Annotated in this window: 16 protein-coding genes and 1 pseudogene; 14 read left to right on the forward strand and 3 right to left on the reverse strand. The window is 56.9% G+C overall.

The window, feature by feature from the left end:
- The first annotated feature begins 421 nt into the window (after positions 1 to 421).
- The 3 genes from EXY20_RS00180 to EXY20_RS00190 all read left to right on the forward strand — a co-directional run bounded on the left by EXY20_RS00180 (position 422) and on the right by EXY20_RS00190 (position 3886).
- Positions 422 to 1342, forward strand: coding sequence for an ABC transporter permease (locus EXY20_RS00180; RefSeq protein ID WP_135546399.1), 921 nt, complete (start codon positions 422 to 424; stop codon positions 1340 to 1342).
- A 19-nt stretch (positions 1343 to 1361) separates the two neighbouring features.
- Entirely contained in the window at positions 1362 to 2270 is a 909-nt protein-coding gene (locus EXY20_RS00185; protein ID WP_135546401.1) for a carbohydrate ABC transporter permease, read from the forward strand.
- A gap of 95 nt (positions 2271 to 2365) precedes the next feature.
- Positions 2366 to 3886 (forward strand): ABC transporter substrate-binding protein, encoded by a 1521-nt coding sequence (locus tag EXY20_RS00190; protein ID WP_135546403.1) that lies wholly within the window; start codon positions 2366 to 2368, stop codon positions 3884 to 3886.
- Positions 3887 to 3958: 72 nt separating this feature from the next.
- Here EXY20_RS00190 and EXY20_RS00195 read toward each other — a convergent pair whose 3' ends face one another.
- The gene (locus EXY20_RS00195) at positions 3959 to 4885 is read right to left on the reverse strand and encodes an ArsR/SmtB family transcription factor (RefSeq protein WP_235885291.1); all 927 of its coding nucleotides are present in this window, start codon (positions 4883 to 4885) and stop codon (positions 3959 to 3961) included.
- A 147-nt stretch (positions 4886 to 5032) separates the two neighbouring features.
- Between EXY20_RS00195 and EXY20_RS00200 the strand changes: the two genes are divergently transcribed.
- Complete coding sequence (locus EXY20_RS00200) at positions 5033 to 7777, forward strand: glycoside hydrolase family 2 protein (protein ID WP_135546405.1); 2745 nt, start codon at positions 5033 to 5035, stop codon at positions 7775 to 7777.
- Positions 7778 to 7859: 82 nt separating this feature from the next.
- Positions 7860 to 8861 carry a VanW family protein gene (locus EXY20_RS00205; RefSeq protein WP_135546407.1) on the forward strand — a complete coding sequence of 334 codons (1002 nt, stop codon included), beginning with the start codon at positions 7860 to 7862 and terminating at the stop codon, positions 8859 to 8861.
- 54 nt (positions 8862 to 8915) lie between these two features.
- Here the strand turns inward: EXY20_RS00205 and EXY20_RS00210 are convergent, their stop codons facing one another.
- The gene (locus EXY20_RS00210) at positions 8916 to 9761 is read right to left on the reverse strand and encodes a helix-turn-helix transcriptional regulator (RefSeq protein WP_135546409.1); all 846 of its coding nucleotides are present in this window, start codon (positions 9759 to 9761) and stop codon (positions 8916 to 8918) included.
- Between the two features lie 193 nt (positions 9762 to 9954).
- Here EXY20_RS00210 and EXY20_RS00215 point away from each other — a divergent pair, with 193 nt between their 5' ends.
- The 3 genes from EXY20_RS00215 to EXY20_RS00225 all read left to right on the forward strand — a co-directional run bounded on the left by EXY20_RS00215 (position 9955) and on the right by EXY20_RS00225 (position 12854).
- Positions 9955 to 11340 carry a family 4 glycosyl hydrolase gene (locus EXY20_RS00215; RefSeq protein ID WP_135546411.1) on the forward strand — a complete coding sequence of 462 codons (1386 nt, stop codon included), beginning with the start codon at positions 9955 to 9957 and terminating at the stop codon, positions 11338 to 11340.
- A gap of 184 nt (positions 11341 to 11524) precedes the next feature.
- A complete protein-coding gene (locus EXY20_RS00220) occupies positions 11525 to 12508 on the forward strand; it encodes a GNAT family N-acetyltransferase (protein WP_167858903.1) in 984 nt (327 codons plus the stop codon).
- Positions 12509 to 12641: 133 nt separating this feature from the next.
- Positions 12642 to 12854 carry a hypothetical protein gene (locus EXY20_RS00225; protein ID WP_135546415.1) on the forward strand — a complete coding sequence of 71 codons (213 nt, stop codon included), beginning with the start codon at positions 12642 to 12644 and terminating at the stop codon, positions 12852 to 12854.
- A 109-nt stretch (positions 12855 to 12963) separates the two neighbouring features.
- Here the strand turns inward: EXY20_RS00225 and EXY20_RS00230 are convergent, their stop codons facing one another.
- Positions 12964 to 13293: a hypothetical protein gene (locus tag EXY20_RS00230; protein ID WP_135546417.1), complete on the reverse strand. Its 330-nt coding sequence runs from the start codon at positions 13291 to 13293 to the stop codon at positions 12964 to 12966.
- Between the two features lie 219 nt (positions 13294 to 13512).
- On the opposite strand from EXY20_RS00230, the pseudogene EXY20_RS40565 reads away from it, so the two are divergent.
- The 6 genes and pseudogenes from EXY20_RS40565 to EXY20_RS00260 all read left to right on the forward strand — a co-directional run.
- Positions 13513 to 13794: pseudogene (locus EXY20_RS40565) on the forward strand (hypothetical protein); the annotation flags it as partial.
- Positions 13795 to 13810: 16 nt separating this feature from the next.
- Positions 13811 to 14767, forward strand: a complete 957-nt coding sequence (locus EXY20_RS00240; protein WP_135546419.1) for a sulfatase-like hydrolase/transferase — start codon at positions 13811 to 13813, stop codon at positions 14765 to 14767.
- A gap of 76 nt (positions 14768 to 14843) precedes the next feature.
- Positions 14844 to 17162, forward strand: coding sequence for an AraC family transcriptional regulator (locus EXY20_RS00245; protein WP_167858904.1), 2319 nt, complete (start codon positions 14844 to 14846; stop codon positions 17160 to 17162).
- A 101-nt stretch (positions 17163 to 17263) separates the two neighbouring features.
- Positions 17264 to 18238, forward strand: a complete 975-nt coding sequence (locus EXY20_RS00250; protein WP_135546423.1) for an ABC transporter permease — start codon at positions 17264 to 17266, stop codon at positions 18236 to 18238.
- Positions 18239 to 18249: 11 nt separating this feature from the next.
- Positions 18250 to 19134 carry a carbohydrate ABC transporter permease gene (locus EXY20_RS00255; RefSeq protein ID WP_135546425.1) on the forward strand — a complete coding sequence of 295 codons (885 nt, stop codon included), beginning with the start codon at positions 18250 to 18252 and terminating at the stop codon, positions 19132 to 19134.
- 131 nt (positions 19135 to 19265) lie between these two features.
- Entirely contained in the window at positions 19266 to 20837 is a 1572-nt protein-coding gene (locus tag EXY20_RS00260) for an ABC transporter substrate-binding protein (protein ID WP_135546427.1), read from the forward strand.
- Positions 20838 to 21001: the final 164 nt, after the last annotated feature.

Here is a 21001-nt window from a genome sequence, read left to right on the forward strand (position 1 = left end):
AACATGGCCTATTTTTTGGGACGCTTGATCGGAGCGGCACGAAAGCAAATTTGTTTAGTTGGCGGAGGGGAGAATGCCGCGTTTGGTGCAAGGTGTCTGCTTGGCGATGTTTAAAACGGGGCGAGGGGGAGAGCGGGGGTTGGGATGGAGAAGCGACAGCGTTCGCCTTTGTTTTCCGGATTCCCCCTTGGCCTGATCGTTCGAAGAATCCGGAAAAAAAGAAGCGATCGGAATCCCAACCCCCGCGCGCAGCGGGAGCCGATTTCGCCGAATCCCTGCCTGTTTGGCGGTTTTTCTGTGCACAATCGCACAGTAGGACGAAAACTACAGTCCCGTTTCCATAGTGAAAGCCGATTTGCACAGTAGGAAACAGCCGGTCCGCTCCCTATACTGTGGTTACAAACGCAGCCGGGAGGGGCATATGGGCAAACTGATGGAGGAGTGGAAGCGGTTCCGCCGGAACCGGGAACTGTTCGTGCTTTCGCTGCCGATGCTGGGATTCAAATTTATTTTTTCTTACTTGCCTTTGCTCGGGCTCGTCATCGCCTTCAAGAAATTCAATTACGCCAAAGGCATCTGGGGCAGCGACTGGATCGGCTTCGCCAACTTCCGCTTCTTCTTCGCGTCGAACAATGCGTTTCGCGTCACCCGCAACACGATTTTGTACAACATGAGTTTTATCGTACTGACAACGACGATTGCGGTCGGACTGGCGATCCTGATGAACGAGCTGGCGCGCAGATGGCTCAAGGTGTACCAGACGGCGCTGTTCCTGCCCTACTTCCTGTCCTGGGTCGTCGTCAGCTACGTGACCCTGGCGCTGCTGGACCGCGAGCACGGTTTCCTCAACCAACTGCTTGCTTCTTTCGACATGAAGGAAATGGACTGGTACAGAAGCCCGCGCGTATGGCCGTTCATCATTGTGCTCGTGCAGCTGTGGAAAACGGTCGGCTTCTCCACGCTGATTTATTTTGCCGGCATCATCGGCATCGATCCGAGCTATTACGAGGCGGCGCGCATCGACGGCGCTTCCAAATGGCAAACGATCCGCAACATCACGATTCCGCTGCTGACGCCGCTCATCGTCATTTTGTTCGTCGTGGCGGTCGGCAACGTGTTCCGCGCCGATTTCGGCTTGTTCTACTTCGTGCCGAACGACGTCAGCTTCCTGTACCCGACAACCGACGTCATCGATACGTATGTGTACCGTTCGCTGCGGGTCGTCGGCGATTTGGGCATGTCGTCCGCGGTTGGTCTGTATCAGTCGGTCGTCGGCTTCGTGCTCGTCGTGGCGGCGAATGCGGCGATCAAACGAATCAACGCCGACAACTCATTGTGGTGAGAAAGGAGAAGGGAGTCGCATGAATACCGTCATCGCCGCGGCGGAACGCGGAAAACGATGGGACGTTTCCCATCTGGCGCTGCACCTGTTTTTTATCGCGTTGTGTTTGGCGATCGTTGTGCCGCTGGTGCTGGTCGTGTCGATTTCCGTTTCGGACGAGAAGCTGTTGCTGCAACACGGCTACCGGCTCATTCCGGAAACGTTCGATCTGAAAGCCTACCGGCTCATCCTGCAAAGTCCGGGCCAATTGCTGAACGCGTATGCGATCACAATTGCCGTGACGCTGCTCGGGACGGCGGCGGGATTGCTGATGACCGCACTTGGCGCTTATGTCATCTCGCGCAAGGACTATCGGTATCGCCGCATCACTACCATATACGTGCTGTTCACGATGCTGTTCAACGGCGGCCTGGTGCCGTTCTACATTCTTGTGACGCAGTATTTGCACCTGAAGGACACGCTGTGGGCGTTGATTGTCCCCTATTTGCTCAATCCGTTCTACATCCTGATTATGAAAGGCTTTCTCGACAAGCTGCCGGGCGAACTGTACGAATCGGCCAAAATCGACGGGGCGCGCGAAATGCGAATTTTCGCTTCGATCGTACTGCCGCTGGCGCTGCCGGCACTGGCAACGGTCGGGTTGTTCATCGCTTTTGCCTATTGGAACGACTGGTGGCTCGGCCTGCTGTTCGTTGACAGCCCCGGTCTGGTCCCGCTGCAGCTGCTGCTGTACCGGATCATGAATACGATCGAGTTTTTGACCAATAACATCGGGGTGGCGGGCGTCGACATCGACTTGTCCTCGTTCCCGAACTTGTCGGCGCGGATGGCGATGGCGGTGCTAGCGGCGGGACCGATGATGTTCGTGTTCCCGTCCTTTCAGAAATATTTCGTCTCCGGGCTTACGGTCGGTTCGGTCAAAAGCTGAGTCGACGGCATGGGTTGTACCGGAAGCGGTTCCGTGCGATGGACGCACCGCGAGCCGCTCCGTTTCATAAAAAACGTCAGGGAGGAATGGAATCAATGAACAAAGCGGGGCGCAAATGGGGAACAGGGTTGATGCTGGCGGCGGGAGCCAGTCTGGTGCTGGCGGCTTGCAGCAGCGGCGGCGGCAATTCGTCGACGGGCTCGTCCGCCAGTCCGGCGGCAAACGATCCGTCGCAGCTGAAGGAAGTGGAGCTAGTCTGGTACTACCCGCAGAACGAAATCCCGAAAGATTTGAAATCGGTCCAGGATGAAGTGAACAAAATTACGAAGCAAAAAATCAACGCCACCGTCAAGCTGAGCCCGGTCGCGATCGGCGATTACACGCAAAAAATGAACACCGTCGTTGCTTCCGGCGAGGCGTTCGACATCGCCTGGACGTCCAACTGGAATTTCGACTATTTGCAGAACGTGACGAAGGGCGCCTTCCTTGCGCTTGACGACATGATCGCCAAAACGACGCCGAAGCTGAAGAGCGCGCTGCCCGATTACGCGTACAACGGCACCAAGGTGAACGGCAAGCTGTACGGCGTGCCGAACATTCAGTATTCGTATTTGAACGACGGCATCTTCATCCAGAAGCGACTGGTCGACAAGTATGCGATCGATCTGAACAGCATCAACAAGCTGGAGGACCTCGAACCGATTTTGGCCAAAATCAAGTCCGGCGAGCCCGATCTCGTGCCGCTGCCGATGGACCGCACCGGCTTCTGGTCCTACCTCGTCACGTCGAACAACCTGGAGGAAATCCATCGCGCTTCCGGCCTCGTCATCGACTACGCCGATCCGAAAAAAGTGCTGAGCGTCTATTCCACGCCGCAGTACAAAAAAACGATGGAAATTCTCCAGGGTTATTATCAAAAAGGGTACATCAACCAGGACGCGCCGACGCTGAAAAGCGCCGTCGACATCCGCAAGCTGGGCAAGGAAGCGGTTATGGTCACGAACGTGCTCAAGGAAGGCAAGGAGCAGGAAATCAAACGCGCCAACAGCGGCATCGACGTCGTGAAGAAGCAGCTGGTCAAGCCGCACGTGGTGCCGGCGGCGATTACGGCGACGATCAACGCGATCAGCCGCACGTCGAAAAACCCGGAGCGCGCGCTCATGTTCATCGAGCTGCTGCATACCGACAAGGACTTGTTCAACCTGCTCGCCTTCGGCGTCGAAAACAAGCACTATACGAAAATCGGCGACAACATGGTGCGCATCATTCCCGACGGCGGCTACAACCCGAATACCGGCTGGATTTTTGGCAACGTGTTCCGCGGTTATTTGCTTGAAGGCCAGGACCCGGATACGTGGAAAACGACGGAGAAGCTGAACAACGAAAGCGAAAAATCGCCGATCATCGATTTCAAATTCAATCCGGATCCGGTAGCGTCGGAAATCGCCAACATCGCATCCGTCATCGACGAATTCAAGCCGGGTCTGGAAACCGGCGCGGTGGACGTCGCCAAGGTGCTGCCGCAATTCCAGGAGAAGCTGAAAAACGCAGGCTCCGACAAAGTCGTCGCCGAAGCGCAGAAGCAGCTAGACGCCTATTACGCCAGCAAAAAATAGCAAGAGGCGCCAAACGAATCCCTTCGGCTGCGGCCGAAGGGATTTGCCGCGTTCGCACAAGCGCAAGAGCGCCTACGCATAACGCACGAACGACAGCACGATGTCCTGCGCGTGGTCGCCGAAGGCGGCGCCGAACAGGTTGAGCCCGCGCGCGTTGGCCGCATCCGGCAGCACCTCGAAGCGCACGCGTATTGGACGGTTGAACGCGAGGTCCAGATCGGCTACCGTAACGGCAGCGGCGGGCCGGCCGTTCACGCAGCTGCCGTCGCCGGTGATCCGCCACTCGGTCAAGCTGCCGTATTCGGTGCCGCTTTTCCAGCGTTCGGGCGTCAATTTGCCTTTGCGGTCGCCGTAATCGCCGGGGCTCGTCCAGGTGCCGACCGGCAAGCCGTTGACGAGCAACGCAATATCCGACGGCCAATCCATTTGAAACGCGGAAGCTTCCGAACAGAGCTCGGCGGTGACAACAAGCTCGTCCAGGCCAACGCCCGGCGGCAGCGGATTGGCGAACAAATATTCGACGTAGCCGGCGCCGGAAAACCAGAGCAGCGATGCCTCCGTCCGCTCCGGCATGTAGAAAACGCGCGGGTCGTCGGCCGAACCGAGCAGGGCGCCGTCGCGCCCCGCCATGCCGCAGGGCGGAGCAATCCGGCAATCCGAAAACATGCCGATCGGCATCCGGATCGATTCCGTCCTGTGCAGCCCGTCGCCGGGCTTCGCTGGCAATTCGAGCTGGATGGAGCGGCAGGTGACGGCGCATATTTTCTCCCGGTTCGCGCCTTGCGTGGAGACGATAAGCTCGGCTTGCTCGAGCATCTGCACATTGATGGAGACCGTCGGCTGGGCAACGCCAAGCGCGTCGGAAAGCTGGCCGACGCTCATCGGCTTGTCGCCGAGCGCCTCAAGGATGCGCAGGCGCACGTCGCCGGACAGCGCCTTGGCGACGTCGATGATGCGGGAGGCGGGGTAACGAATCATTTCTTGTTTCGGTTCAGTCACGGCTATCGTTCCTTTTTCGCTGACAGGATCTTTGGTAATAAGTGTACACGGATTTCATTACATTGTAAATTCATAATGTATATTGCGAAAATAATATGATGGTGCTACACTGAGGGCAATCCGATTACGAAAGGTTGTGTCCTTCTCATGTCAGCATCGATTCCGCATGTCAGCTCGCTTGTATCCGCCCCCGCGCCGCGGCCCGAATACCCGCGCCCGGATTGGCAGCGCCACGATTGGCTCAGCCTGAACGGCAGCTGGTCGTTCCGCTTCGATGCGGACGACCTCGGACGAACCGGCGGCTGGGCGACGGATGCCGGCGCCGCGTTCGACGAAACGATTACGGTGCCGTTCTCGTGGGCGAGCCCGCTCTCCGGCATTGGCCGCAATGAAAGCGGCATCGCCTGGTATCGCCGGCAGGTGCAGTGGAGCCCGGCGGTTGCCGGCTCGCACGTCTTTCTCCGCTTCGGCGCCGTCGACTACGCATGCGACGTGTGGGTCAACGGCGAAGCGATCGGTTCTCACCGCGGCGGCTACGGCTGCTTCGAGCTGGACGCGACGCATGTATGGCGGACGGACGGCGTCAATACGATCGTCGTGCGTGCGGAAGATTTTGACCGCAACGAGCAGGCGCGCGGCAAACAAGGCTACGGCGAAATCCGCGGCATCTGGCAGCCGGTGTGGTTGGAAGCGCGGCCGCAGACGTATGTGCGTCAGGCGCGCTTCGTTACCGCAATCGACGGCCGCATCGATGCAGTCGCGAACGTCTTCGCCGCGGCCGAACAAACGGCCGAGCTGGTCTTCGACTTCGCGGACGGCGCCGTGTCGCACCGTGCGGCGGTGAAGCTCGCCGCCGGCGACAACGAAGTGACAGCAACGTTTACCGTCGCCGAACCGAAGCTGTGGAGCCCGGATTCGCCTTATTTGTACGAAGGCGAAGTGCGGCTCGCGGGCGAGCAGGGCACCGACACGATCGCCACGTATTTCGGCATTCGCGAAATCGGTTCGTCCCGCTTTGGCGATCGTTCCTACCGGTGGATCACGCTGAACGGCGAACCGGTTTATTTGAACGGCACGCTTGACCAGTCGTATCACAAGACCGGCTATTTTACGTATCCGTCGGATGAAGAAATGAAAGCGGAAATTTATTTGATGAAACGGCTCGGCCTCAACTTCGTTCGTATCCACATCAAGCCGGAGGAGCCGCGCAAGCTGTATTGGGCGGACAAGCTCGGACTGCTGGTCATGGAAGATATGCCTTGCTTCTGGGGCGAACCGGACGAACGGGCGCGCGCTTCCTACGAAAGCGAAGCGTTTGAAGTGATCGCACGCGATATCAATCACCCGTCGATCTTAAGTTGGGTCATGTTCAACGAAACGTGGGGGCTGAAGACGAACGAGCAGGCAACGTCGCTCACCGGCGACGGCGCCAAGCCGGGCAACGCTTATTTGCCGGAAACACAGGAATGGGTGCGGGCGATGTACCGCCGGGCCAAAGCGTTCGATCCGACGCGGCTCGTCGAAGACAATTCGCCCTGCAACCGCGACCATGTGGAGACGGATCTCAATACGTGGCACTTCTACATCAACGGCTACGAAAAGCTGCGCGACCATGTGGAGGATGTAACGGCGCAAACGTTCCCGGGCTCGACGCACAATTATATCGGCGGCAACGAACAAACGGACGCGCCGCTGCTCAACAGCGAATGCGGCAATGTTTGGGGGATCAAGGGTGGGGCCGGCGACAGCGATCTCGCCTGGCATTATCGCTACATGTTGAACGAGTTTCGCCGGCACGACAAGCTATGCGGCTTCGTGTTCACCGAGTTCCGCGACGTGACGAACGAGTTTAACGGCTACTACCGGCTGGATGGCTCGGACAAACAGTTCGGGTACGAAGCTTTTGTTCCCGGCATGACGATCGCCGATTTGCATGCCGCCGACTTCGTCGGATTCGATGCGCCTCCTTGCCGGACCGTGGCCGGCGGCGATGTGCTCGACGTGCCGCTGTTTCGCTCCAGCTTCTCGCCGCGGTATCACGGCCGGCGGATGAGCGTCGAGTGGGAGCTGCGGTATGACCGCTTCGGCGTATGTACGGTTGCGGACGGCGGCAAAATGACGGTGCAGTGGGAAGGCTACGGCGTTTCGCCGCTGGAGCCGCTGCGCGTGACGATGCCGCGGGAAGACGCCGTCGCCGTGTTGGCCGTTCGTCTGGTCGACGAAGCGGGCGGCGTGGCGATGCGCAACTTTGCGACGTTCGACGTGCGCGGCTCAAGCGAGCCCGCCGATCTTGCCGTACCGGTCGCAAGCTACGCCGGGCATTCGTTCGCTTATCAATGGGAAGCGCTGCAGGGCAACAAAACGAACGGCGGCGGCAGCGGCTCCTTCGTTTATGATGTGACGCTCCCCGGACGGGATCAAATCGACCTGCTTGGCGATGTCGAAATTGTTTTCGAAGCGGGAGCCAAACGGCTGCTTGCCCGCAACGTCGAAGGGGAGAAACAACGCGATGCAGGCATCGATTTCATGCACGGAGCGTCGGCCGAGGTGGAGTACAACCCCAACACGTACTTCATGACGGACGACGAGAAACACGAATCGCGCGTCGAGGTGCGGATTGACGGCGAAACGGTCGCCTCGATTGTGCTGCCGGACGATCCCGCCGACAGCCGCGGGGTGCTGAGCTGGCATTACCAGCAGGAGACGACGGCGCTCGAGGAAGCCGGCTCCTACGGGTATTTGTGCCGGGCAAGCGTTCCGGGGCGAATCGCGGCGAAGCTGAACGACGCCCGTGCCTTCCGATTGGAGCTGCGTGCAAACGAAGGCGGTTTAACGTTGTACGGCCGCAATGCGGGCCGTTATCCGATCGATCTTGTCGTGCGCTGCCGTTAGTTCCGGCAGTAATCTTTCATAAGCGGGGCCGGTTCGGGGAAACGTATGAAAATATCTTGAACCGAAAGGAGTCCGGCGCCCGTTGCTTCGGATCGTTCTAGCCGGCTTGCTGCTGCTTGCCGCACCTGCCGCACCTTCCGTACCTCATCCACCTCCCGCACCTGACGGGGGCAATCAGTCGCTTACGATCAGTCATCAAGGAAAACCGATCGCCAGCGTGCAGCGGCAGCCGTTCCTGCTGCCGGTCGCTCCGTTTCTCGACGGAAGCCGGCTGCAGCAGCTGCTGCGCAAGGTGGAGCAAACCGTTTACGTCAAGCCGAAAAACGCCACGATCGGCACCGCCGGCCAAATCGTGCCCGAAGTCGTCGGCAGCAAACTAAACCGCAGCCAATTCGTCGACCGGGTGTACGACTATTTGTACGGCAGCGGCCCGATGGCGTTTGCGGCGCCTGTGCTGAACGACTATCCGCGCGTGGACAGCGAGCTGTTGGCCGATATTCGCGAGAAGCCGATCGGTTACTACGTCACGTATTTCAACGCGGGCAACAAGCCGCGCGCGCACAATATCGCGCTTGCCGCGAAGGCGCTCGACAACGTTGTCGTGTTCCCCGGCGAGCTGTTTTCGTTTAACGAAACCGTCGGCATGCGCACGGAAGGCAAGGGGTACAAACGCGCGCCGATCATCGTTCGCGGCGAGCTCGCCGAAGGCATCGGCGGCGGCATTTGCCAGGTGTCGTCGACGCTGTTCAACGCCACCGACCGCGCCGGACTGCAAATCGTACAGCGCTACTCCCACAGCCGCCATGTGCATTACGTGCTCGCCGGCCGCGATGCTACAGTCAGCTGGGGCGGCCCCGATTTCAGCTTCCGCAATCCGTATCACCAGCCGATCCTGCTTCGCACGTATGCAGGCAACGGCGCAATCACGATTTCGATTTATTCGTCCGACCGGATCGAATACAAGCCGCGCGAAGTGCCGGGCATGTCGGAGACGGTGCCGGAGGAAACGAGCGAGGACCGCAACGCCCCGCAGGAAGAATTGGAGCGCAACAACGGCGCGGCGGCCCCGCCGGGCGGTTCTTAGGGCGTGTCTGAAAACCGGCACAATCTGTTCCCCTCGGAGTAATTCAGACACGCCCTAATCGAACCGGGACGGCGGCGTGCGGTAATATTTTTTGAACGCTTTGGAGAACGTGTACGGATCGGGATAACCGAGCAGCTCGGCGATTTGTTTGACCGTGTACGTTCGCCGGTGGACGTATTCCCGCGCGCGGTTCATCCTGACTTGCTGCATGTAGTGGCCCGGCGTAATGCCGACCGTCGTTTTGAACACGCGAATCAAATATTTTTCCGACATGCCGGCCATCTCGGCCAACTCGCGAATGGCGATCGGGCGGTGCAGGTTGTCGTGAATGTAAGCGAACAGCGGCTGCATCGCCTTCATGTGGCGGGAAGCTCCGGAATCCGTTTCGGCGGTGCCGGGCGCTTCCGCCGCACGCGCGCCGCGTTCGATTACGGCCGCGAGTACGAGGGTCAGGCAGCCTTTGAGCTTGATGCCGGAGAGCGGCTCCTGCCGTTCGCAACAAGCGAATGCACGGAGGAACAACGCCGTCTCCTCGCGTATGGCCGTTTCCGGTATGATGCCGGCCAGCTCGAAGCCGTTCAGGCTGTGCGGATTGCCGCCGATGGCAAAATCGAAATGAACGTACACGAACCGGCACCCTTGCGCCCCCGTCCATGCCGTGTAACGGGTATTCGGGTAGAAGAGGATCGCATCGCCGCTTCTGGCGACCCCTGTTTCACCGCCCAACTCCAGATGAATTTCTCCCTCCTGCACGAACCACATATCGTAGTCGGGATGTTGCTTCGTTTCCTTCCACTTCGCATCGTGACCGTCCAACCGGCACGAATTGATCCGCAGCGTCATATGCTCGGACAACTCGTTGAACAAATGCCATGCGCGCTTTTCTTCGCCCGGATTCATTCGGTCCATCTCCTGCGTTTTCGATTTCATACTTCATGACATAAATGCCTCTAGATCATTATATCATCGGGAAAATAATACGCGATAAAATCATACTATTTGACATGTTTAAGTAACCGCCGTCCATGTTCAATTGTTCCCCGCCTTTTTACAATAAAGGCAACTCCCATTGAAAGGTTGGCGAACAAGGAACATGGAACAAGGACAAGCAAAACCGAAAGTGGTTGTGCTCGGGGCGGGCAGCCTGTTTTTCGGCCGGCAATCGATTTGGCAAATGGTGCAGTCGCCTTACTTGAACAACGGCACGCTGGCGCTGGTCGACACGGACGAGCGGCGGCTCGCCAAGCTGGTGAAGCTGGCGAACATGGTGGCGGCGGACAACGGCGTAAAGCTGCGGATCGAAGGTTCGACGGAGCGCAAGGATGTGCTGCCGGGCGCCGATTTCGTTGTGCTCAGCTTCGCGAACCAAACGGTCAAATACCGCGGCATCGACTGCGCCGTCTCCGAGCGATACGGCATCCGCATGTGCTCCGGCGATACGATCGGTCCGGGCGGCATTTTCCGGGCGATGCGCGAGCTTCCCGCCATCATGGCATGCGTGGACGATATCAAGGCGTTATGCCCGCAAGCCTGGGTGATCAACTACATCAACCCGTCGGCCGTAAACGGCATGGCCATCGCCCGCTACGCGCCGGAGCTGAAAAGCTTCGCGCTGTGCGACGGCCTGCACATGCCGCATGTGAAGCGCAACTATTTGCTGCGCTCCGGGGTGATCGCAGACCAGGCGGGATACACCCCGCAAGTCGCGGACCGCTTCGATTTTCGCATCGCCGGCGTCAATCATTTCACCTGGCTGCTGAAAGCCGAATACGACGGCCGCGACATCGCGCCGCTTATTGCCGAGTCGCTGCGCCGGGCTGCCGAAACTGGCACCGACGGCGGGGACAAGGGGGCCAAGTCGGTTCACAACGATGCGATCGGCTATGAGCTGTACCGGATCTACGGCTACATTCCGACCTGTGTCGCCCACACGAAGGAATATATGCGCTTCTGGCAAGGGCTCGGCAAAAGTGAAGAAACGATTCCGCCGCTGTCGATCTGGGAAACGGAGGAGCGGTACAAGCGGCATGACGGGATGTGGCGGGAAATCGACGAATTTGTCGACGGCCGGCGGCCGATCGGCGAATACATGCAGGCGTACGGGCCCGATCATGCGACCGACATCATCGAAAATATGGTCGGCGGCCTCGGCAAAACGTTTTATCTCAACACGCCGAACCGCGGCGCGGTGACGAACATGGGCGACGACGCTTTCCTCGAGCTGATGTGCGAAGTAACGACGGACGGCGTGCGGCCGCTGCCGGTCGGCGAGATGCCGCGCGGCATCCGCGGCTTGCAGGAGCAGGTGCTGGATACGCACATGCTGACGGCGGAGGCGGTCGTCGAACGCAGCTTCGCCAAGCTGCGCCGGGCGATGCTGACCGATCCGCTCGTCAGCTCGATCGGCGACGCCGACCGGATCATCGCCGAGCTGTTGGAACAGGAGCGCGATGCGCTGCCGGCGTATTGGTACGAGTAGATATAAGCGGCGCTCCGGCTCAGGTAAGGTGACACTTCTCATTGTGTATGATTTTTCGTACGTTTATCGACGGGCTTTTTCACGAAAAATTGCCTATACCCGGATTTTCCCATGCTTTGGCCGCCGGCGGGTGAGATAATGGCTGCAGATGCGTTTCACACTCGCCAGGCAAGGAGCTGAAGTGATGGCAGTTTTTACGATTCGCCGGATGAGGCAGCCCGAAGATTACGAAGCGGTTGCGGGACTGCTCAACCAAATTTCGCCGGAGCCGACAACGGCGCAGCGGCTGCAGGAAGAAGAAGCGAAAATCCCTCCGGGCAAGCTCGGCAAGGACGAGCACAACAAGTTGACCGGATGGGACCGCCCCAAGTGGGTGGCGGAGAACGAAGCGGGCCGGGTCGTCGCCTACGCGATCGCCTGGCGCGCTCCCTGGACGGAGCCGGGGAAGCTGAGCCAAACGGTCGTCGTGGATGCCGGGCATCGCGGACGGGGAATCGGCAGCGCCCTCTATGTCGAGCTGCTGGCATGGGCGCAAGACGCAGGAGCGTCCAAGCTGAGTCAGTCCGTGCAAGAGGATGACGAAGCTTCGATTGCCTTTGCGAACCGGCGCGGGTTCGTGCAAGAGCGCCACGTGTTTCAATCGGTGCTGGATCTGGCGACGTTCGACGGCGGCAGCTTGTTCGAAGCGATCGACAAGGCGGAGCAAGCCGGCATCCGGTTTGCCACGTTGGCCGAGGAGCCGGGGGAAGCAAGCGAGCGGAAGCTGTATGAGCTGTATAAAGCGACGCATCCCGATATCCCGGGCCATACCGGCGGCTATCCGTGGTTCGAGGAATGGCGAAAGTGGACGTTCGAGGTGCCGGGCGTACGGCCGGAGTTTTTCCACATCGCCATGGACGGCGACCGTTACGTCGGCGTCGTGACGCTGCAGCAGCTCGAGCAAACCGGCGCGATGTATCACGAGTACACCTGCGTGCTGAAGGACTACCGCGGCCGGCATCTTGCCCTCGCCCTGAAGCTGCTGGGCATCCGCACCGCACTCGCCTGCGGCGCTCCTTACATGCGTACGTTCAACGATTCGCTGAACGGTCCGATGCTGCGCATCAACCGCGATTTGCTCGGCTTCCGCGCGGAACCCGGCGATTACCGGATGGTGCGCAAGCTTTAATCGTCAAACGAGGCTGTCGGGAGGAACCCGGCAGCCTTTTGCTTTATTTTCACCATAAAATAATTGTCGGTTTCGCAAAAATGTAGTAATCTGGGAATGGCAATCGACCAATCATGAAGAGGAGGAGAACGAAATGGAGAAGATGGCGATGGAAATGATGATGAACATGTGTATGGAAGAAATGATGGGCAAAATGAAATGCATGAAGATGATGATGGACAACATGAAGCAAATGAACATGATGGATATGGACATGGGCATGATGATGGCCAAGATGCAGGAATGCGACGAAATGATGACGGCGATGATGGCCGCCATGAGCGACATGAAAGCCATGACCGCGTAACATCCCCGATTGACCGGGCAATTCCGGCCATCGCCGGCCCTCCGGCCCGAGCGCTTCGCGGCAGAGCAGTCAACTGCATGCCCGCTTATTAGCTTCGCACCTTCGAAGATCAAGCCGCCCGCAATTGCTTCGCGATCCGAATCCGCTCGATCTTGAGCTCCCACAGTTCGTCCTGCAGCACCCGCGTTTCGATCTGGTTGGCGCTGGCGCGCATCTGCGCGAACAACACGAGCATTTTGCGATTGATAGATTCGTACTTGCGCCACAGTTCCCGCTCCTGGATGCCGCGCCACTCCGCCTGAACATGCTGCTGCCGCTCGCGCAGCATACCGATCAGTTCCTCCTGCCATTCCCGATCGCCGATCTGTATCGCGTAATTCAACAAATCGAGATGATCGTCAGTCCATTTATCGGTAATCGCTTGGATACGGGAAGTCATCGGCAATCGCTCCTTCAGTTCGTCAAAGCCTTATACCAAGTATTATACTCGGAATAATAAATATTACAATGGCCAGGCGAATTTTTTTGCGAAAAAAACGATGCGATGGCGGTGCTCGTGGGGCTCGGGAGCCGGGAGCAGCAGGAAGCGGCCGCGCGGCACGTGGCGAAGTCGCTCGATCCGCTGCAGCCGACCGTCAACATGCTCAGCCCGATCTGGATGGAGAAAATATTCGGCAGCTTGTTCATCGCCGGCCGCGACCGCGAAGCGATCCAGGCGCTGCGCGATTGGCACGGGTCGTGGCTGCAGCGGGGAGTGACGACATGGCCGGAAGCCTGGATTGCCCCGGGGGAGCGGCGCGTCCAGAACCACGCCCAGGCATGCGGCTCCTGCGTCGGCATCCTGCTCAGCCATTATATCGTCGGCATTCGTCAGCTGCAGCCGGGCTTGACGGTGGTTCTGTTCGACCCGCGGTGCGAAGGCATCGATTGGGCGCGCGGGGAAGTGCGGACGCGTCATGGCAAGATCGACGTGTCCTGGGCAAGGGAAGGGGAGCGGATTACCGGCGGTATGCACTCCTGCGCGGGGCGAGCTGCTCAGCGGCTGCAACGCGCTTCGCAACGGCTGCGACTGGTTCGGCAAGCCGCTGCACCGGTCGCTCGAGCTGCTGCCGGAGGCGCTCCGGCGGGAAGGGTATCGCACCGGCATCGTCGGCAAGTGGCACAACGACCGTATGCCGCTCGAGGTCGGATTCGACGAAAGGTTTTACGACGATACCGGCGTATGCACCGATACCAAACAAACGCTTCATTTCGAGGAGGACGGCAAGCGGGTCAGCGGGAACGCCACGGAGCTGCATGCGGAGGCGGCGGCCCGTTTTTTGCGGGGGGCACCGCGGGACCGTCCCTGGTTTCTGTATGTCGGCTTTCTTTCGCCGCACGATCCGCGCTCTGCGCCGGAGCCTTGGACCGGCATGTACCGCGGCGCGAACAAGCCGCCGCTGCCGGCCAATTACATGCCGGAGCATCCGTTCGACAACGGCGACATGATGATCCGCGACGAGTTGCTGGAGGGGTATCCGCGCACCCAGGATGCCATCGCCGGGCACCTTGGCGACTATTTCACTGGCTATTTCGCTTGGACTGCCCGTTTTAGGCGAAATAGGCAATCAAACATCGCCTATTTTGTAACGCTTGATCTGGGTGAAAGTTGGCGGAAGGGGAATGGCGCGCATGAAGCAAAGTGTCTGCTCCAAGATCGGCTATCCTCACAAGGCCGGCCTTCTCTTGCATCGGCCCGGCCCGACTGGCGGCTTGGCAGTTGCCGGCCAAGGCAGGTTGCCCACGCGGCTGCCATAGCCGCCGCATCAGTTCCCTGCCATCCTGAACAGCGGATGGCGGCGGAATCAGGCAATTCGTTCATGGGCCTCTTCGGTGTGCCTCGCGATGGTTGTGTTCCACATTTCATACTTTAATCGCCAAAACGTACTTGGAGACGTCGTGAATAAATGGCATATTGGAATTAATATGCGAAGCAGAAGGGGCAATGACATGAGGGTGTGGCAAGCGTACAAATCGAAACGGTACCTGGTGCGCATTATTTTGACGGTTTCCTTTTTGTTCTTTCTCCTGCTGACGATTTTTTCCTTCGTCTTCTTTCGCGCGTCGGAGAACATCATTGTCAATATGCAGCATGACAACAACAAAAAAGTGCTGTCGCAAATCGATTTTAACATGACCTACATGAACGGCATGATTCAAAATCTCGGGTTGTCCCTGCTGTACGACAACGACTTGATCCAGATGATGAACGGCAGCGTGCTCGACAGCTTTGAAATCAGCCAGCGCAGGGAGAAGATCAGCACCTTCGCCAAATATGCCTCCTTTATTCATTCGATCGTCGTTTACAACGGCGTCAAGGACCAGTTCATCTGGGGCGGCGATTCCGCGATGCAGGACCCGGCGCAAGTGTACTATGCGAATCTTCGCCATTTGTTGAGCGACGGGAAATCGATCCAAAACATGAAGCTGACCCCGATGAGTCTTCACGAGAACGGACAAGTCGACTTGTTTTCCGCCATCTATTACGACGGCATCACCTACAAAGCGGGACAGAGCGTGGTGGTTGTCAATATGAAGACACAGTGGCTATTCGACAATATCGCGATCATTAACAAATTGTCCGAACAGGAGAGCGAAAACGTCTTGATCATGGACCATCAGGGAGCGGTGATCTCGCCGGACAGCACGTTTCGATTGGACGACAACATGCGAACGAAGCTGCTGCAGGTGATTGACAGCGAACATACGGGGTATTTCATTTACCGCTCCGGTCGAGGGAATAAGGTGATCAACTACATGAATGCCGGCATCGACGGATGGAAAATTATCAGCATCCAGCCGTACGAAGCGCTGGTCGGCAAAGTCGATCGTCTGCAGCAAATATCGATTGTGCTGACGGCCGTATTTCTGCTTCTGGCTTTGCTGACTTCCTTCGTCACCTCGCTTCGTCTGTACCGACCGGTCGGCAAGCTGTTCACGATTATGCAACGAGACACGGAGGCGGGAGAAGCGGCGGAAATCCGCGGGAACGAATTGACCTATATGTCCACGATGTACAAAAGGACCATCGAACAGCTGAATTCCTTGAAAAAGGAGCAGATGTCCACTCACGATGCGGTGAGAAGCTACTATATGGGCAGGCTCGTGCAAGACAGCCCGCTGCTCACAGAGACGCAATTTGCCGACATTGCGCGCGCGAATAAATTCAAAATCGCCCCTGCGGGGCCGTACCTGCAGTGTGTCATGAAGATCGACCGGGTGAAGGAGCTTGCCGCGAGCTACCGGGAAAAAAAACTGTTTCTGTTCGCGATCGCGAACATTTCGCAAGAATTTATCGCCCCGAAATATGCCTGCGAAACCGTCGAAATGAAAAATGACCTGCTGCTTATGGTAATCAGCACGTTCGAGCAGGAGCAAGCGCACATTCATGACGATTTGAAAATCCGGTTTGCCAAAGCGATGAGTGTCGTCAAAAAGCTGTACCATATTACCTTCTCCGTCTCCATCAGCGATAAAATTCCGCACAGCTCCGCGATGAACGCCCACTACCAGATCGTTTCGCAAAATTTGTTGTATACGCTTGCATTCGGCAATGAATCGATTATCGTCCCCTCCATGGTGGCAGCCAATATGAATAATATGACGGTGCACCTTCCGGGCGAGTTGGAGAAGAAGCTGGTCGAAAGCGTGAAGTCCAATCAGGCGGAAACGTTCGATAAGCTGCTCGGGCATATTTTCGACCATGTCGCATCGCTGAATTACGATTATATGATTTATATGGTGCTTCACGTTTGCATTCTGATCCGCAATGCGGCGAACGAACGGAGCGAAAATAAAATCGCCGCGGTTCCCATCGATTTCAGTCATGTGATCAGCCGCATTGTCGAAGGCCAATCGCTGCATGCGATCCGCTGCATGCTGACGGAAGTATTCCGCGAGGTGCACGCGAAGCCGGCCCGTCCCGAGGAGGATCGCAACGAAATATTGATCGAAACGATCAAGGAAGTCATCACGGCAAACTACACGAATCTGAATCTGGGCCTGCAGGAAATCGGCGATGTCATGAAGATGTCTCCCGCTTATATCGGGAAGCTGTTCAAACGGAGCCAGGGTCTTTCGATTGCGGAATATATCAATGAAGTACGATTGCAGTATGCCGTCCACTATTTGAAAAGCGGCACTTATACGATCAACGACATTATCGAAAAGGTAGGCTTCGGCAATCGCGGCAACTTTTTTCGCTTGTTCAAGAACAAATACGGCACGACGCCGAAGGAATATCGCACGAAAAAGTCGATGTTGGACTGAAATCGATCATTCGTACCCGAATTCGCATTAAAATCGAGATTTCGTACTATCTTTTGCCGTGTTCTTGCCCACACAATAAGGGCACGAAAGGAGCACGGCAAATGAATCCAGATCCCGCAACGAACAAGAGGCAATCCGGCAAAGAGGCGAAACCCGCAATCCGCAAGCGCAGCGTACGCGGGCTATTTCGCAAAAACAGCGAGTTGTTTACGTTATCCATTCCGGGCGTACTGTATATTTTTGTATTTTGCTACTTGCCGATGTTCGGCATTATGATTGCGTTCAAAAATTATCAATTCAATCTGGGCATTTTCGGAAGCAAATGGATCGGATTCGACAATTTCAAGTTTTTGTTCGGCACCCCTGTCGCATGGAGAATCACAAGGAACACGGTGCTGTATTCCCTCGCCTATTTCATTTTTACAAACGCGGCTGCTCTGATTTTGGCGATCTTGTTGCAGGAATTGCGACGCAGATGGATCAAGCTCCATCAAACGATATTGTTTTTGCCTTATTTCGTGTCCTGGGTTGTCGCCGGTTATATTGCCCAGGCGTTTCTCGATCATGAATCCGGCTTTTTAAACCATCTGCTGGAGCTGCTCGGGCTGCAGCCGCACAAATGGTATTTCGAATCGGGAGTCTGGCCGTATATCCTCACGATCGCTCACGAATGGAAGGCGATCGGCTTCAGCACCTTGCTGTATTTTGCCGGCATCATGGGGATTAGTCAAGAATATTACGAGGCGGCGCGGATCGATGGCGCTACGAAGCTGCAGATGGCGATCAAGATAACGATTCCCATGCTCATGCCGCTTATTTCGATTTTGACGATTCTGTCGCTCGGCAACATGTTCAGAGGAGACTTCGGTTTGCATTATTTTGTGCCGAACAATTCTTCCCTCGTGTTGTCCAGTACGGATATTATCGATACTTACGTGTACCGGGCGCTGAAGCAGCTCAGCAACCTGGGGATGACGGCGGCCGTCGGCTTCTATCAATCGCTTGTCGGATTCGTGCTGGTAATCGCGGCAAATTATACGATTCGCAAAATCAACGACGAAAATTCGTTGTTTTAGGAGATTGCTCAATGGCCAATCATGGAAAGCTGTTCACGTTCGCCGTTCATACCTTGTTGATGGCGATCAGCGTCGTCATGTTGATTCCGTTTCTGCTCGTCGTATCCATATCGTTTTCCAACGAACAATCGATTGTACAGCATGGTTATTCCTTGATCCCGTCGCAATGGGACCTGACCGCTTACCGCTATATATTCAAGGTGCCGCAAGTGGTAGTTCGCGCTTATCTTGTGACCGTGACCGTGACCTGCATCGGCGTCTTGTTAAGCTTGACGATTTCTTCGCTGACAGCTTACGTGATTTCCCGGCGGGATTACGCTTTTCGACGAGTGACGACGTTTTACATTTTTTTTACGATGCTGTTTAACGGCGGGCTTGTTCCCTTCTACATCTTGATGACGCAGATATTGGGGTTGAAAGATACGCTGTGGGCGTTGATTATGCCTGGTTTGCTCAGCGCCTGGAATGTGATGATTCTCAAAGCATTCCTCGGCAGAATTCCGGTCGAAATTATCGAGTCGGCCAAAATGGACGGCGCCAGGGAGTGGCGGATTTACATGGGGATTATTGTTCCCTTGTCGATGCCGGGGATGGCGACGATGGGCTTGCTGATTTCGTTCACGTATTGGAACGAATGGTTCAACGCGCTATTGTTTATCGATAACCAGAAGTATGTGCCGTTGCAGCTGTTGCTCGTGCGCATGATGAACAGCATGGAGATTTTGCAAATGAACCTGTTCCAGCTCGGTGTTCCCAACCTCGACATCAAGAACCTTCCGTCGCAATCCGCGCGTATGGCGATGGTTGTCGTAGCGGCGGGTCCGATGCTGGTCGTGTTCCCCTTCTTCCAGAAATTTTTTGTCCAGGGGCTGACGCTCGGTTCGCTGAAGGGGTAGAAGCTTGTGCAAGCTAATCAGACCTTGCGCTTGAAAGGAGGTGAACCCGAGAGGTTCGCAAGGAACGGAAACAGTTCAAGGGAAACGAATGAAAGCGCGTGCATGGTTTACCAATACGAGGAGGGTTGTATGTGGAACGCCACACATGGAGCAAGAAGACACTGAAAGCCGGCCTGTTGCTTAGCTTGGCGGGCTTGATCGCCGCAACGGGCTGTTCATCGACGAAGGACAACGCAGGGGATAAATCGTCGCCTTCCGCAGCGGCAAGCGTGTCGAAATCGCCGGCGGCGGAAACGAACAAGCCGCAGGCGGATTTGCCGCGTGTCGATTTGACCTGGTATTACGGCATCAATGCCGCACAAGCCGACCAGCAAACGGTTGAAAATGCGGTGAACGATTATTTGGCAAAAAACACGAAGCTGAACGTGACGCTGCACCTGAAGCCGATCCCTTTCGCGGAATACGACAACAAGATGGGGCCGATTATCGCCTCGCGGGAAAAATTCGATATTATGTGGACGACGGGGTCCTGGCTGAATCTGTACCAGCCGTTGATTGACAAGGGCGGCCTGCTGCCGCTTGACGATCTGCTCGAGAAGCATGCGCCGAAAACGCGCCATTCGATTATGCCGGAAGCGTACTGGGACTCGATCCGATCATCGTCCGGCGACCATAAGATCTACGCGATCTTCAGCTTGCAAATCGCCGCTGCGCAGAAGGGATTCGCTTTCCAAAAGCGGTTCGTCGACAAGTACAAATTCGATGTCAACAAGGTGAAGACGGTAGCGGATTTGGAGCCGTTCCTGAAACAGATCAAGGACAACGAGCCGGACATTATCCCGCTTGCCTTCCCGAGCACGATCGGCAACGGCCCCTTCTTCCCGGACAATATCCGCAACATCGGAAGCAGCTTTTATTACAAGCAAGACCCTTACAAACTGATCGAGCGGGAACAAACGCCGGAATATGCCGCTTATTTGGACCTGATGCACGATTGGTATAAGAAAGGGTATATTTATCAGGATATTGCGGCGACACAGGACTTCGTCAAATTGCAGGCGAAAGGCAACATTGCGGTGACGGCGGAACAAGGGGTATTCCCGGGAAGCGACATTACGATCTCGGGCCGCAGCAACAACCAGCCGATCATTACGCTTCCGATGACGCCGCCCGTATTCTCGGGCGCAAGCGGCACGATGGAGGGGATCAGCTCCACTTCGCCGAACCCGGAGCGCGCGATGATGCTGCTGGAATTGGTCAATACGGATGTGAAGCTGTATCAACTCCTGTGCTACGGCGTGGAAGGCAAGCATTACAAAGTGGTGGATGGCAATTATACGCCGATCGATGGCGCCGGTTATGCGCCGGATATCAATTGGGTATTCGGCAATACGTTCAATGCGTTGCCCAAAGCCGGACAGCCGCGCGATCTTGTCGAACAGACGAAGAAGATGAACGCGGATGCGGAAGTATCGCCGATTATCGCCTTCCGGCCGGACGATTCGGCCTTGCAAACGGAAGTTGCCGCTATTCGCGCCGTGCAGAAGGAATATATGCCGGGATTGGAAACGGGGACCTACAACCCCAAGGATTATTTGCCCAAATTGCTCGACAATGAGAAGAAGGCGGGGCTCGACAAGCTGCATCAGGCGCATCAGGAGCAGCTCGATAAATGGGCAGCCGCAAACGGCAAGAAGAAATAGAGGTTGACGCTGCGTGCGTAGACGGACATTGGCCGATGCGGGTGTCAGTCTATGCACGCACGCCAGCAAGACTGCGAAGATCGCGAACGGGGCCAGCCCGCCGCGGCGCGGCACGTTTCCTCAATCGACGTGATGAACGCGCGTACATAACGCGGTATGTGTCG

The sequence above is a fragment of the Paenibacillus cymbidii genome, assembly GCF_004764705.1.
Taxonomy (GTDB): Bacteria; Bacillota; Bacilli; order Paenibacillales; family NBRC-103111; genus Paenibacillus_AN; species Paenibacillus_AN cymbidii.